Annotated in this window: 17 protein-coding genes; 9 read left to right on the plus strand and 8 right to left on the minus strand. The window is 69.0% G+C overall.

The window, feature by feature from the left end:
* Positions 1–49: 49 nt before the first annotated feature.
* Positions 50–613, plus strand: coding sequence for a CGNR zinc finger domain-containing protein (locus DEA06_RS04420; protein WP_116646687.1), 564 nt, complete (start codon positions 50–52; stop codon positions 611–613).
* Here the strand turns inward: DEA06_RS04420 and DEA06_RS04425 are convergent.
* The gene (locus DEA06_RS04425) at positions 573–1466 is read right to left on the minus strand and encodes an alpha/beta hydrolase (RefSeq protein ID WP_116646688.1); all 894 of its coding nucleotides are present in this window, start codon (positions 1464–1466) and stop codon (positions 573–575) included. The two genes, DEA06_RS04420 and DEA06_RS04425, sit on opposite strands and share 41 nt — an antisense overlap.
* A 74-nt stretch (positions 1467–1540) precedes the next feature.
* On the opposite strand from DEA06_RS04425, the gene DEA06_RS04430 reads away from it, so the two are divergent.
* Positions 1541–2263, plus strand: coding sequence for a 3'-5' exonuclease (locus DEA06_RS04430; RefSeq protein WP_116646689.1), 723 nt, complete (start codon positions 1541–1543; stop codon positions 2261–2263).
* Positions 2264–2311: 48 nt separating this feature from the next.
* Here the strand turns inward: DEA06_RS04430 and DEA06_RS04435 are convergent, their stop codons facing one another.
* From DEA06_RS04435 to glgA, 3 genes are all read right to left on the minus strand, one after another.
* The gene (locus DEA06_RS04435; protein ID WP_116646690.1) at positions 2312–2563 is read right to left on the minus strand and encodes a type B 50S ribosomal protein L31; all 252 of its coding nucleotides are present in this window, start codon (positions 2561–2563) and stop codon (positions 2312–2314) included.
* A gap of 111 nt (positions 2564–2674) precedes the next feature.
* Positions 2675–3460: an ABC transporter ATP-binding protein gene (locus DEA06_RS04440; protein ID WP_116646691.1), complete on the minus strand. Its 786-nt coding sequence runs from the start codon at positions 3458–3460 to the stop codon at positions 2675–2677.
* Between the two features lie 9 nt (positions 3461–3469).
* Positions 3470–4657, minus strand: a complete 1188-nt coding sequence (glgA, locus tag DEA06_RS04445) for a glycogen synthase (RefSeq protein ID WP_116646692.1) — start codon at positions 4655–4657, stop codon at positions 3470–3472.
* Between the two features lie 75 nt (positions 4658–4732).
* Between glgA and glgC the strand changes: the two genes are divergently transcribed.
* A complete protein-coding gene (gene glgC, locus DEA06_RS04450) occupies positions 4733–5977 on the plus strand; it encodes a glucose-1-phosphate adenylyltransferase (protein WP_116646693.1) in 1245 nt (414 codons plus the stop codon).
* A gap of 18 nt (positions 5978–5995) precedes the next feature.
* Here the strand turns inward: glgC and DEA06_RS04455 are convergent, their stop codons facing one another.
* Positions 5996–6469, minus strand: coding sequence for an S-ribosylhomocysteine lyase (locus DEA06_RS04455; RefSeq protein WP_116646694.1), 474 nt, complete (start codon positions 6467–6469; stop codon positions 5996–5998).
* 94 nt (positions 6470–6563) lie between these two features.
* Here DEA06_RS04455 and serB point away from each other — a divergent pair, with 94 nt between their 5' ends.
* Complete coding sequence (serB, locus tag DEA06_RS04460; protein WP_116646695.1) at positions 6564–7199, plus strand: phosphoserine phosphatase SerB; 636 nt, start codon at positions 6564–6566, stop codon at positions 7197–7199.
* Between the two features lie 79 nt (positions 7200–7278).
* Here the strand turns inward: serB and fabG are convergent, their stop codons facing one another.
* On the minus strand, positions 7279–7989 hold the full coding sequence (gene fabG / locus DEA06_RS04465; RefSeq protein WP_116646696.1) for a 3-oxoacyl-ACP reductase FabG: 711 nt from the start codon (positions 7987–7989) through the stop codon (positions 7279–7281).
* Positions 7990–8113: 124 nt separating this feature from the next.
* Between fabG and DEA06_RS04470 the strand changes: the two genes are divergently transcribed.
* The 4 genes from DEA06_RS04470 to DEA06_RS04485 are packed head-to-tail and all read left to right on the plus strand — an operon-like array spanning position 8114 to position 10028.
* Positions 8114–8557, plus strand: a complete 444-nt coding sequence (locus tag DEA06_RS04470) for a DUF4190 domain-containing protein (protein ID WP_165817917.1) — start codon at positions 8114–8116, stop codon at positions 8555–8557.
* Between the two features lie 57 nt (positions 8558–8614).
* On the plus strand, positions 8615–8980 hold the full coding sequence (locus tag DEA06_RS04475) for a DUF3099 domain-containing protein (protein ID WP_116646697.1): 366 nt from the start codon (positions 8615–8617) through the stop codon (positions 8978–8980).
* Positions 8977–9189: a hypothetical protein gene (locus DEA06_RS04480; RefSeq protein ID WP_116646698.1), complete on the plus strand. Its 213-nt coding sequence runs from the start codon at positions 8977–8979 to the stop codon at positions 9187–9189. Before DEA06_RS04475 ends, DEA06_RS04480 begins: the two co-directional genes overlap by 4 nt.
* Positions 9186–10028, plus strand: a complete 843-nt coding sequence (locus DEA06_RS04485; protein WP_116646699.1) for an SURF1 family cytochrome oxidase biogenesis protein — start codon at positions 9186–9188, stop codon at positions 10026–10028. Before DEA06_RS04480 ends, DEA06_RS04485 begins: the two co-directional genes overlap by 4 nt.
* Positions 10029–10037: 9 nt before the next feature.
* Here DEA06_RS04485 and DEA06_RS04490 read toward each other — a convergent pair whose 3' ends face one another.
* Positions 10038–11636: an ABC-F family ATP-binding cassette domain-containing protein gene (locus DEA06_RS04490; protein WP_116646700.1), complete on the minus strand. Its 1599-nt coding sequence runs from the start codon at positions 11634–11636 to the stop codon at positions 10038–10040.
* Positions 11637–11750: 114 nt separating this feature from the next.
* Between DEA06_RS04490 and DEA06_RS04495 the strand changes: the two genes are divergently transcribed.
* A complete protein-coding gene (locus DEA06_RS04495; RefSeq protein WP_116646701.1) occupies positions 11751–12377 on the plus strand; it encodes a biotin transporter BioY in 627 nt (208 codons plus the stop codon).
* A 59-nt stretch (positions 12378–12436) separates the two neighbouring features.
* Here DEA06_RS04495 and DEA06_RS04500 read toward each other — a convergent pair whose 3' ends face one another.
* A complete protein-coding gene (locus DEA06_RS04500; RefSeq protein ID WP_116646702.1) occupies positions 12437–13471 on the minus strand; it encodes an ABC transporter substrate-binding protein in 1035 nt (344 codons plus the stop codon).
* Positions 13472–13504 lie beyond the last annotated feature (33 nt).

The following is a 13504-nucleotide window of genomic DNA, read 5'->3' on the forward strand; positions in this document are numbered from 1 at the left end:
CGAGTGGTTACGATGGTGACACTAGCGTTTGCCGATGTCAGGAGTCAACATGGTTTTCATCCATGACACCCAGCTCGCCCTCGAGGCCGCCGTCGACCTCGTCAACACCGCCCCGGAAAGGTCGTCGGAGGGCATCGACGGACTGGTCGATCTGACGGATCTCGACCGATTCCTCGACGAGCGGCCCTACTCGGGGCGCCTGCAGCGCGACGCGGAGGAACTCGCGGCCATGCGCAGCATCCGCCCCCGTCTGCACGCCCTCTGGACCGTCGGTCGCGACGGAGCCGTGCCGCTCGTGAACGCGATGCTGAGCGACGGCCGAGCGCTGCCGCAGCTCGTCTCGCACGACGGGTTCGAGCAATGGCACATCCACGCCACCGACGACCAGGAGCCGCTCGTGACCCGCGTGCTGGTCGAGACCGCTATGGCGTTCGTCGACGTCATCCGCGCCGACGAGTACGACCGGGTGCAGGTCTGCGAGGCAGACGACTGCGCCTCGGTGTTCATCGATTACTCGCGGAACAAGTCCAAGCGCTACTGCGACACCGGCAACTGCGGCAATCGCATGAACGTCAACGCGTACCGGCGTCGGAAGGCGAAAGAAAACGCGTGATCGCGCCGGCGGCGACCGCCGGCGTCTCGTAGTGGATCAGGTGACCGACGTCCTCGATCTCGACGAGCTGGGCATCGGCGAAGAGGGTCGCCAGGGTCCGCTCGGCTTCGATCGGGGTGATGTCGTCCTTCTGGGCCGCCACCAGGAGCGTCCGGGTCCCGATGCGCGGCGCGAAGGCCCGAACATCGTTCGAGACCGAGGTCAGGAACGCATCGTGCAGCACGTCGCGATCGGCGAACCGCGAGAAGTAGGCGTCGTGCTGCTCGTGCACGAACCGGCGCAGCCCCTTGTCGCGCGTCTTGACCATCGCGAGGCTCATCCCCCGAACGACCAGCCGGTTGCGCAGCAGCGCGTCACCGAGCCGCGCGGGCAGACGTGCGCCGGCCCAGTAGTAGAAGACGGCCAGGCGGGTCAGGATGCCGCGGGGGCCCTCGAGCGCCGGAGCACCGATCGGGTTGACCAGCACGAGAGACGGGGTCTGGAGCCCGTCGGCCACGGCCGCAGCCGAGACGATGGAACCGAACGAGTGCCCGAGCACCACGGAACCGGGGGCGACGCGGTCGACGAACGACGACAGCCAGTCCACGTAGAGCGCGAGGTCATGGCGACGATCCGGGATCGGCGGCGTCTCTCCGAACCCGGGCAGGTCGGGCGAGATCACCCGGAAGCCCTCGAGGTGGGCGACGACCGGCTCGAGGCCGTGGTGCTCGCCACGGAAGCCGTGGACGGCGACGATCGTTGTCGCAGCGTCCGCCTCGCCGTACTCCCAGTAGGCCGTCGTCGCACCGAGCACGTCGACCTCGTGCCGCCGGGCGGGTACTCGGTCGAGAAGGGCGGCATACGGGTTCGGCACCCGTCGAGTCTACGAGCAGCCCCGCCCGGAGTGCCGTCGCGGCGATGTCCGGGCCGCCGCATACCGTGTGAGGCATGCAGCCGGAGCCGCTCCCCCTCTTCCGGTCTCCGGAATGGGCACAGGTCGTCGGGGTCTTCGACCTGGAGACGACGGGTGTCGACGTGACGTCCGACCGCATCGTCACGGCCCATGTCGGCCTCCTCGACCAGCAGGGCGGGGTGCTCGCCGCGCGCGACTGGCTGGCCGACCCGGGCGTCGAGATCCCCACGGGTGCGGCCGCGATCCACGGCATCACGACGGCGCGGGCGCGCGCCGACGGGCGTCCCGCGCACCTCGTGGTCACCGAGGTGGTCGACGCGTTGCGCGCGCTGTTCACCGCGGGGATCCCGGTCGTCGCGTACAACGCGCCGTTCGACTTCTCGCTCCTGAAGAACGAAGCCGTCCGCCACGGCATCCCCCCGATCGAGAACCCCTCACCCGTCATCGACCCACTGGTAGTCGACAAGGCCTACGACCGTTGGCGTCGCGGCAAGCGCACCCTCTCGGTGGTCGCCGAGCACTACCGCGTGCGCCTCGACGACGCCCACGAAGCATCCGCCGACGCCGTCGCCGCCGGGCGTGTCGCGCAGGCCCTCGCGGAGCGCTATGCCGCCTGGCTGCCGCCCACGATCGAAGAACTGCACACGCGTCAGATCTCGTGGGCACGCGCGCAGGCGGCGAGCCTGACCGAGTACTTCGTCAGCATCGGCCGCCTCGACCCCGACGAGCCCCTCGACGGGTCGTGGCCCATCCGGTGAAACGAGAAACGGCCCCGCCGAAGCGAGGCCGTTGCGCGGAGATCGGGTTCAGCTGCCGCCGAAGCCCTTGAAGCGCTGGTTGAACTTCTCGACGCGACCGGCCGAGTCCATGATGCGCTGCTTGCCCGTGTAGAACGGGTGCGACGCGGACGAGATCTCGACGTCGATGACCGGGTACTCGACACCGTCGAGCTCGATCGTCTTGTCGCTGGTCACCGTCGAACGGGTGAGGAAGGTCTCGCCGGAGCCGAGGTCGCGGAACACGACGGCGCGGTAGTCCGGGTGGATGTCAGTCTTCATGGGGGTCCTTTGAGATGAGGTGCCCTGGATTTGGCCAGGACCGTCAAAGTCGGCGGCGCGAATGCACCAGCGACCAAGTCTACCAGCCCGAGGGCGGGCGACGAAACACTGTCAGGACGCGGCACGTGCCGCGTAGCGGCCAGCGTCTTCGGTCAGCACGATCGGCACGCCGAATGTGGCCTCGAGGTTGGCCGACGTCAGCGTCTCGGGGATGGGGCCCGCAGCCGCCACAGCACCGTCGCGCAGCAGCATCACGTGGGTGAAGCCGACGGGGATCTCCTCGACGTGGTGGGTGACCATGACCATCGCGGGCGTGGTGGGCGCCTGCGCATACTCGGACAGCAGCGTGAGCAGCTCTTCTCGCGCGCCGAGGTCGAGGCTGGCCGTCGGTTCGTCGAGCAGCAGCAGCTCGGGGTCGGTCATGACCGCGCGGGCGATCTGGACGCGCTTCTGCTCCCCATCCGAGAGCGTTCCGAACGTGCGGTCGGCGAGGTGGTCGAGCTTCCACTCGGCCAGCACGCGTAGGGCCCGACGCTCGTCGATGTCTTCGTAGTCCTCGCGCCAGCGCCCGAGCACGGAGAACGCCGCGGTCAGCACGACGTTCAGCACCGACTCCTCGGGCGGGATGCGGCGAGCCATCGCCGACGAGGCGAACCCGATCCGCGGGCGCAACTCGAAGACGTCGGTGCGCCCCAGCTGCTCGCCAAGGATCGTGACCGTGCCCGAGGTGGGGTGCAGCAGCGTGTCGGCGAGCTGGAGCAGGGTGGTCTTCCCCGCTCCGTTGGGTCCGAGGACCACCCAGCGTTGATCGTCGTCGACCGACCAGTCGAGGTGCGACACGATCTCTCGGGCGTTCCGGCGGACGACGACGTCGGAGAACTCCAAGACTTGCGGCATCCCCCCAGCCTATCGGCCGGTCAGCTCGCGGTAGAGCTCCTCGGTCGTGTCGGCGATCTTCTGCCAGCTGAACTCCTCCGCCGCGCGCGTCCGGCCGGCCCGACCGTACTCCGCGGCCTTCTCGCGGTCGCCGACGACCTCGATCAGCACACGCGCGAGATCGTTCACGAAGCGTTCGGGATCGACGGGCGTGCCCGTGCCGTCCTGGGCCTGCTCGATCGGGACGAGGCGACCGGTCACCCCGTCGGCCACGACCTCCGGAATTCCGCCGGTGGCGGTGCCGACGACGGCCGCGCCGCACGCCATGGCCTCGAGGTTCACGATGCCGAGAGGTTCGTAGACGGACGGGCAGACGAATGCGGTCGCCGCGGTGAGCACGGCGCAGAGGTCGTGGCGCGACAGGTGCCGATCGATCCAGACGACGCCCTCCCGCGTCGACTGGAGACCGCGCACCAGCTCCTCCACCTCGGCCATGATCTCGGGGGTGTCGGGCGCGCCGGCGCACAGGATCACCTGAACCTCGGGGGGCAGCTGCTCTGCGGCGCGAAGGAGGTAGGGGAGCCCCTTCTGCCGCGTGATGCGGCCGACGAACACGACCGACGGACGAGCCGGATCGATCCCGTTGGCGGCGAGGAAGTCGGCGTCGACGACGGGGCGCCACGCATCGACGTCGATGCCGTTGTAGATGACGCGCACCTTCGCCGGGTCGAGGTCGGGATAGCTGCGGAGGATGTCGCGGCGCATGCCGTCGCTGACGGCGATGATCGCGGCGGCGCCCTCGTAGGCGGTCTTCTCGATGTAGCTCGAGACGGCGTAGCCGCCGCCGAGCTGCTCGGCCTTCCACGGACGAAGGGGCTCCAGGCTGTGGGCGCTGACGACGTGCGGGATGCCGTGGAGGAGCGAGGCCAGGTGACCGGCGAAGTTCGCGTACCAGGTGTGACTGTGCACGAGGTCCGCCCCGGCGACATCGCCGACGATCTCGAGGTCGGTGCCGAGCGTCTGGATCGCCCCGTTCGCCGATGCGAGCTCGTACGGGACCGCGTACGACGTTGTCTGCGCCTCGTCGCGAGGCGCGCCGAAGGCGCGCACCTCGACGTCTATCGATCGGCGCAGGGCACGAACCAGCTCGGTGACGTGCACCCCCGCGCCCCCGTAGATCTCGGGCGGGTATTCCTTGGTGACGATGTCCACGCGCATGCTCGAACGCTAGTACAGCTGTCAAGGGGCGGAAAGCTGTGGTCCCCACATCGCGGACGGGCCTAGTGTGGTGCCATGCCTGCAGCGCCGAAGGTCTTCGGAATCATCCTCGCGGGTGGTGAGGGCAAGCGGCTCATGCCCCTCACCGCCGATCGCGCCAAGCCCGCCGTGCCGTTCGGAGGTCAGTACCGCCTGATCGATTTCGCGATCTCGAACCTCGTGAATTCCGGCCTGCGCCAGCTCGTCGTGCTGACGCAGTACAAATCGCACAGCCTCGACCGCCACGTTTCCCAGACATGGCGGATGTCTCCGATGCTCGGCGCGTACGTGGCGTCGGTGCCCGCTCAGCAGCGCCTCGGAAAGCGCTGGTTCTCGGGTTCGGCCGACGCGATCCTGCAGAGCATGAACCTGATCCTCGACGAGAAGCCCGACATCGTCGCCGTGATCGGCGCGGACCACGTCTACCGCATGGACTTCACGCAGATGCTCGACGCGCACATCAACTCCGATGCGCGCGCGACCGTCGCCGGCATCCGGCAGCCCATCGAGCTGGCGAACCAGTTCGGTGTGATCGACGTCGATCCGACCGACCCGACGCGCATCAGGCAGTTCCTCGAGAAGCCGCAGTCCCCGACCGGGCTCGCCGATGCGCCGCACGAGGTGCTCGCGTCGATGGGCAACTACATCTTCGACGCCGATGCCCTCATCGAGGCGGTGGAGTACGACGGAGAACTCCCCACGTCGAACCACGACATGGGCGGCGACATCGTCCCCTACTTCGTCGATCGCGGCGAAGCGGCCGTCTACGACTTCAAGCGCAACGACGTCCCCGGCTCGACCGATCGCGATCGCGATTACTGGCGCGACGTGGGAACGATCGAGTCGTTCTACGACGCGCACATGGATCTGATCTCCACGCTCCCGGTGTTCAACCTCTACAACACCGACTGGCCGATCTTCTCGCAGACCGTCAACTCGCCGCCGGCGAAGTTCGTGCGCGACTCGGTCGGGCGCATCGGCAACGCGATCGACTCGGTCGTCTCGCTCGGATCCGTGCTCTCGGGCACGCACCTCGAGCGCAGCGTCGTCGGGCCGTGGACTCTCGCCGGGGGCGGGTCGACGATCACCGACTCGGTGCTGTTCGACTACGTGCGCGTCGGAGCCGGTGCCCGCATCCACCGCGCGATCCTCGATAAAAACGTGGTTCTCGCCGACGGAGCGACCGTCGGGGTCGACCGCGAACGCGATCTCGCCCGGGGCTTCACCGTCACCGACACCGGCATCACGATCGTCGCCAAGAACGCCCGCGTCGACCCCTGATCGGGGCCGACGCGGCGTTCAGACGCCGACGCGCTCGAAGGCGTCCCGGCTGATGCCCTGACGAAGGATCTCGGCCGACCACTCGCGCGCGGAGTGCAGGCTGTGGTCGCGGTAGTTGCCGCAGCTGAAGGCGTCCACACCCGGCACGTCGGACCATTCGGCGTCCTCGGCGATGAATCGCAGACCCTCACCGATCGCGGTGACGACGTCGGCGACGGCAGGCTCTCCCCACGTGATGAGGTGGAAACCGGTGCGGCAGCCGAAGGGCGAGATGTCGATGACCCCGTCGAGCCGGTCGCGCAGGAGGCTGGCGAGCATGTGCTCGATGGTGTGGAGGCCGGCGGTGGGGATCTCTCCCTCGTTCGGCTGAACGAAACGCACATCGAAATTCGCGATGACGTCGCCGCGCGGTCCGACTTCGGTGCCGATCAGCCGCACGTACGGCGCCTTGACGGCGGTGTGGTCCAGGGTGAAGCTCTCGACGTCTGCCATGGGGTTCCTTCCTCGGAGTGCACTCCCATTGTGGACCGTCGCTCGGAGCCCTGACGCGACGCACGTCACGACAGGTCACGCTAGGGTCGAGCGCGTGTCTGCCGCCCGGTTCCTCGTCGTTCTCGACGCCGATTCCACGCTCATCCGCAACGAGGTCATCGAACTCCTCGCCGACGAAGCCGGCCGCGGTGCCGAGGTCGCCGCGGCGACGGAGGCCGCCATGCGGGGCGAGGTCGATTTCGCCACGAGCCTGCGAACCCGGGTCGCCGCGCTGGCCGGTGTACCCACGGCGGCGTTCGAACGGGTCGTCGCGCGCATCGAGCCGACCCCCGGGGTCCGCGAACTGATCGCCGGCGTGCACGATCGCGGTGGACGCGTCGGCGTGGTCTCGGGCGGATTCCACGAGATCCTCGACGTGATCGCGCCCGCACTCGGTGTCGACGTCTGGCGCGCCAACCGACTCGAGACGGCTGACGGGACGCTCACCGGAAGAGTCGACGGCACGATCGTCGACGGCGCGGCCAAGGTCGTAGCGCTGCGGGAATGGGCATCGGAGGCCGCCCTGCCGCGCGGGGCGACCATCGCGATCGGCGATGGCGCGAACGACCTTCCCATGCTGGCCGACGCTGGTCTCGGCCTCGCCTTCAACGCCAAGCCGACGGTGCGCGCGAACGCCGATCTCGTGATCGGTCGCGTCGACCTGCGCGAGGTGCTGCCTCTCCTCCCCTAGAGAACCGTCATCCGGTAGAGGGCCGTCATCCGGTCGAGGGCGGTGATGTGGTCGCCGCGCACGGAGTGGGTCGCGGGCGTCAGTGCCCCATTCCGAGACCGCCATCGACGGGGATCACTGCGCCGGAGATGTAAGCGGCAGCATCCGACGCCACCCAGGTGACGACGCCGGCGACCTCGTCGGGAGTCGCGAAGCGGCCCGCCGGGATGCTGCGCTTGTACTCGGCCTGCGTGTCTTCGGGGAGAGCGGCGGTCATGTCGGTCTCGATGAAGCCGGGTGCCACGACATTCGTCGTGATGCCGCGGGCACCGAGCTCGCGCGTCAGCGATCGGGCGAAGCCGACGAGTCCGCTCTTGGAGGCCGCATAGTTCACCTGGCCGGCGGATCCGTAGAGGCCGACGACACTCGAGATGAGGATCACGCGACCCCACCGGGCCCGCAGCATCCCCTTCGACGCGCGCTTGACGACCCGGAAGGCGCCGCCGAGGTTCGTCGCGACGACCGAATCGAAGTCGTCCTCCGTCATGCGCATGAGGAGGGTGTCCTTCGTGACGCCGGCGTTGGCGACGACGATCTCGATGGGGCCGAGGGCCGCCTCGACCTCGGTGAAGGCCGCGTCGACGGCCGCGGCGTCGGTCACGTCCGCGCGCACCGTGAGGGTGCCCTCGGGGCCCTCCCCCGAACGGGCGGTGACGGCGACCCGGTAGCCCTCTGCCACGAACCTCTCGGCGATGGCGCGGCCGATGCCGCGGTTGCCTCCGGTGACGAGGACGACGCGTTCGGTGGACATGGCACACTCCCTGGCCGGTGGACGGAACTGCCCCAGCCTAGGCGACCGGGCCACGCATGCCCGAGCGGGTTTGACACCGCATCCGCCCGCTGGAACTCTGGTCTCAGCGACAGAGAGGCTTGACGTGAGCGACGAGAACCCGAACGGCTCCCCCGCAGGTGCACCCTCGAGCCCACCGCCTCCCGGTTATCCCGGGGCTGCCGCCCCGCAGGCTCCCTACGGAGCGCCGGCGTACCCCCCGCAGCAGCAGCAGCCGTACGGTTACGGAGCGCCCTATGGCTACGCCCCGAAGACCAACTCGCTCGCGATCGTCTCCCTCGTCTCGGGCATCGCCGCGTTCGTGGTCCTGCCGCTGATCGCGTCGATCGTCGCCGTGATCACCGGTCACATGTCGCTCAAGCAGCTGAAGACCAACGGCGAGGCCGGTCGCGGCATGGCCCTCGCCGGCACCATTCTCGGCTGGGTCGGCATCGGCTTCGCCGTGATCGGCATCATCCTGCTCGTCATCTGGGTCATGTTCATCGTCGGGGTCGCCTCGAGCGGCTCGTCGTATTACGACTACTCCTGAACTATCTGACGTTGTTCCGGCGCCGCGCGCGGTTCGCAGGCGTAATCTTGAGGGATCGTGAAAACGACCACTCCCTCCGCGACTTCGCTCCCGGTCGCCCCCAAGGACGACGCGGGCTCCCGTCTCACCAAGTACATGGTGATGATGGGTATCCGTCTCGCCTGCATCGTGGCGATGGTCCTCGTCCAGCCCTTCGGCTGGTACACCTGGCTGTTCGCGCTGGGCGCGGTCGTTCTGCCGTACATCGCCGTCGTGATCGCCAATGTGGGCTCCGACGTACGACGCACGAACGTCGAGAGCCCGGAGCGGATGCTGGAGTCGCCGCCGACGGTCTCTCCGGTCGTGCCGGCGCCGGCCGGGCCCACGGTGTTCCGCATCTCCGAGACCCCTCGTCTGACGCCGGGATCGGAACCGAAGCCGTGACGGCGGAGTGCTCGCGGGCCGGCTGCCGCGACGCATCCGCCTGGGTCGTGGCGTGGCGCAACCCCCGTATCCACACCGCCGATCGCCGCAAGCTGTGGTCGGCGTGCGACGCCCACGTCGACTTCCTGCGCGACTACCTCGCCGCCCGCGACTTCCCCGTCGAGGTCTCGCCCCTGGCCCCGGTCTCCGAGGAGGGCTCACCCCGATGACCGATCGCGCACGCCCCGCCGCGCTGCGGTGGACGGGCTACGTCGCCGTCGCGATCGTATTCGCGATCGCCTGCGGTTTCCTTTCGCACTGGCAGTTCACCCGCAATGAGGAGCGCGCCCGCCAGCTCGCTCTCGTCGACGCGAACTATGACGCCGAACCCGTACCGCTCAGCGACGTGATCCCCGCCGGCGCCGACCTCGACCCCGCCGACGAATGGACGCCGGTGATACTGACCGGCGCCTATCTGCCCGACGACGAGCTCCTCGTCCGCAACCGCCCTCACGGCGGAACGGCCGCGTTCGAGGTGCTGGTTCCCTTCCGCCTCGACGACGGTCGTGTCATGATCGTCGACCGCGGCTGGGTGCCACCGGGCGACCCCGACCCCGAGCCCGACACGGTCCCTGGCCCTCCGACCGGGCAGACCACCGTCGTCGTGCGGCTGAAGCCGGGAGAGATGGTTCCCGCCTCCGGTCGATCGGCCGACGAAGGCCAGGTGGCCACCATCAATCTCCCGACGATCGCCGACGTCGTCTCCTCCGGTGACGCGGTGCTGACCTCCGCGTACGGTCAGCTCGTCTCGGAGGATCCGGCGCCCGCGGTGGTGCCCGGCGCGCTGCCGTCGCCGACGGAGGATCCCGGGCCGCACCTGTCGTACGCGATCCAGTGGATCCTGTTCGCCATCATGGGCTTCGCGTTCATCGGCTACATCATCGTGAGCGAACGGCGCATCCGTCGTGAGGAAGCCGACGAAGCCGCGGGTAAGACCCCCAGGCCCCGACGTGAGAAGCGCCGAGACAACGACGCCGACGTGGAGGACGCCCTGGTCGACTCGCGCTGACCGGTCGGGTCAGGCGAGGGTGATCAGGTCGGCGTAGTCGCGACCCCAGATGTCTTCGACCCCGTCGGGGAGGATGAGCACGCGCTCCGGGTTGAGCGCCTCGACCGCGCCCTCGTCGTGCGACACCAGGACGACGGCGCCCTCGTAGTGCGCGAGCGCGCCGAGGATCTCTTCCCGCGACGCGGGATCGAGGTTGTTGGTGGGCTCGTCGAGAAGGAGCATGTTCGCGCTGGAGACGACGAGCGTCGCAAGCGACAGACGGGTCTTCTCTCCACCGGAGAGCACGCCCGCAGGCTTCAGCACGTCATCGCCGACGAAGAGGAACGACCCGAGCACCTTGCGCGCATCCGTCGCTGTGATGTGGGGAGCCGCCGACATCATGTTCTCGAGCACCGAGCGCTTCACGTCGAGGTTTTCGTGCTCCTGGGCGTAGTAGCCGACCTTCAGGCCGTGCCCCGGCTCGATGACCCCGGTGTCGGCCTTGTCGACGCCGGCGAGGATCCGCAGCAGAGTCGTCTTCCCCGCACCGTTCAATCCGAGGATCACGACTTTCGAGCCCCGATCGATCGCGAGGTCGACGTCGGTGAAGATCTCAAGCGACCCGTACGACTTCGACAGACCCGAGGCCATGAGCGGGGTCTTGCCGCAGGGTGCCGGCTTCGGGAAGCGCAGCTTCGCCACGCGCTCCTCCTGACGCACCTCGTCCAGACCCGCGAGCATCTTCTCGGCCCGCGCGACCATCTGGTGCGCGGCGGCTGCCTTGGAGGCCTTCGCGCCGAATCGGGCGGCCTGCTGCTGGAGCACCGTCGCCTTCTTCTCGACGTTCGTGCGCTCCTTCTTGCGGCGCTCCTCGTCGGCCACCCGCTGGCGCAGGTAGTTCTTCCAGTTCATGTTGTAGACGTCGATGACCTGACGGTTCGCGTCGAGGTAGAACACGCGGTTCACCGTCTCGCCCACGAGCTCGACATCGTGGCTGATGACGATGAGCCCGCCCTTGTAGCCCTTCAGGAACTCGCGCAGCCAGACGACGCTGTCGGCGTCGAGGTGGTTCGTCGGCTCGTCGAGGATCATCGTCTGGGCGTCGGAGAAGAGGATGCGTGCGAGCTCGATACGGCGACGCTGACCGCCCGAGAGGGTCTTGAGCGGCTGATCGAGAATGCGGTCGGGCAGCGACAGGTTGTTCGCGATCGATGCTGCCTCCGCCTCGGCAGCGTACCCACCGAGCCCTTCGAATCGCTCGGTGAGCGAGCTGTAGCGCTTCATCGCCTTCGCCGCGACGGCTTCGTCGGGGTCGCCCATGAGCAGCGACGCCTCCTGCATGCCGATGGCGAGCGAGCCGAGACCCCGCGCGTCGAGGATGCGCGTGCGCGCCAGCATCTCGGGGTCGCCGCTGCGCGGGTCCTGGGGCAGATAGCCGAGCTCGCCGGAGCTGTCGACGCTTCCGGCCGCCGAGATCAGATCGCCCGCGAGCACCTTCGTCAGCGTGGTCTTGCCGGCTCCGTTACGGCCGACGAGACCGATCTTGTCGCCGTCGCTCACGCGGAACGAGACGCCCGACATCAGCACGCGCGCTCCGACGCGGATCTCGAGGTCATGCACGGCGAGCACAGCGAACGTCCGATCTTCTGGTGGGAATAGGTACACAAGCGGCCAACGGCCAGCCCCCTAGTATAAGTCGCGATGCCCGCCGAACCTTCCGCGAGCAGCTCACGAAGGAGCCTCATGTCCGTCGCCTCCCCGCTCGGCCGCCGCGTGCTGGCCGACCTCCTCGCCCGCCCGTCGACCCGCGCCCGCGCTGTCGCGCTCGACGCGACCCTCGTCCTCACGGGCGCCCTGACCGTCGCCGTCCTCGCCCAGGTGGAGGTGCCGCTGTGGCCCGTCCCCATCACCGGCCAGACGCTGGGCGTCATCGTCGTGGGCGCAGCGCTCGGCGCGCGCCGCGGCGCGCTCTCGCTGCTGAGCTACCTCGGGCTGGGCCTCGTCGGCCTCCCCGTCTTCGCCGGGCTGTCCGGGGGCCTGGCCTCCGTCGCCAAGCCCAGCTTCGGTTTCATCATCGGTTTCGTGTTCGCCGCGTTCGTCGCCGGATGGTTCGCCGAGCGGTCGTGGGACCGACGCCCCGTCCTGGCATTCGCCGAGTTCGCCGCGGCCAGCGTCGTGCCGTTCCTCGTCGGCGTGCCCTACATGGCGTTCATCCTGAACAGCGTGCTGGGCCTCGGCTACGGGCTCGGCGACGTCCTCGCCGTCGGCGTGCTGCCCTTCATAGTGGGCGGTATCGTCAAGGCCGCGCTCGCGGCCGCGATCGTCCCCGCCGCATGGGCCCTCGTCCGCGCCGCCGACCGGCGACGCTGACCTGGAGCACGACGAAGGCGCCCACCCGGCATACCGGATGGGCGCCTTCGTCGTCACGGTCAGCCCTTGGCGACAGCGGTGGCCTCGGCCAGCTGCTCGACGATCGTGGGCAGGATGAAGGGGAACGTCAGCGCGGTCGGCGAGACGGCGGCGACGTTCTCCTCGCCGACGATCGCGGCGACGGCGCCCGTGGCGACGGCGGGGATGAGACGCGTGCGGTCGGACGTCAGGAACGTCTCGAGAGCGGCCTCGTCGTCCACCTGCGTGAAGATCACGTCAGCGTCGATCGAGTCGAGATTCTCGCCGCTGACCGTCGCGTAGAAGCTCCCGGAGCCGTCGTCGAGCGCGGCGACGGAATCGGAGGTGACGAAGCCGAGGTCCTCGAGGATCTCCACACGCGGGTCGGCGGGGAGGTACAGGTAGAACGTGTCGACGCTGTCGGAGGCGTACGCGATCGTGGTGCCGGCGAACTCCGGGTGCTCAGCCGCCGCTGCGGCGACCTGGTCGTCCATGTCGGTGATGATCTGCGCAGCATCCGCTTCACGACCGAGCGCTGTGCCCGTCTCGGTGATGACGTCGCGCCACGGAGTGGTCCACACGCCGTCCGTGGGTGCGACGACCGGCACGCCGGCGCCGGTGATCGCGTCGTACTCCTCCTGGGTCAGGCCCGAGTAGGGGGCGATGACCACGTCGGGGTCGGTCGCGAGCAGCTCCTCGACCGGCACCTCGCCGGAGGCATCGAGGATCACGGGTGTCTCGCCGCCCAGTTCGTCGAGGGCGTCCTTCACCCACGGGGTGATGCGGTCGTCTCCCCCGCCGTAGTCCATCGAAGCGATGGCGACCGGAACGATACCGAGGGCGAGCACGGCGTCGGTGGAGCCCCAACCCCACGTCGCGATGCGCTCGGGGGCCGACTCGATCACCGTCTCGCCGTACATGTTCGTCATCGTCACCGGGAACGCCTCGGATGCCGCGGAGTCAGACGCTGACGAGCCGGCTCCGGTCTCGGTGGTGGCCGTCGAGCAGGCCGACAGGGCGATGGCGCCAGCGGCCAGAGCCGCGGCGAAGGCGATCGCACGGGGGGTGCGGGACATGGGGTTTTCCTTTCGAACGCGGAAACGGGTTCC

It is taken from the genome of Microbacterium sp. Gd 4-13, from assembly GCF_003095395.1.
In the GTDB taxonomy this organism is placed as follows: Bacteria; Actinomycetota; Actinomycetes; order Actinomycetales; family Microbacteriaceae; genus Microbacterium.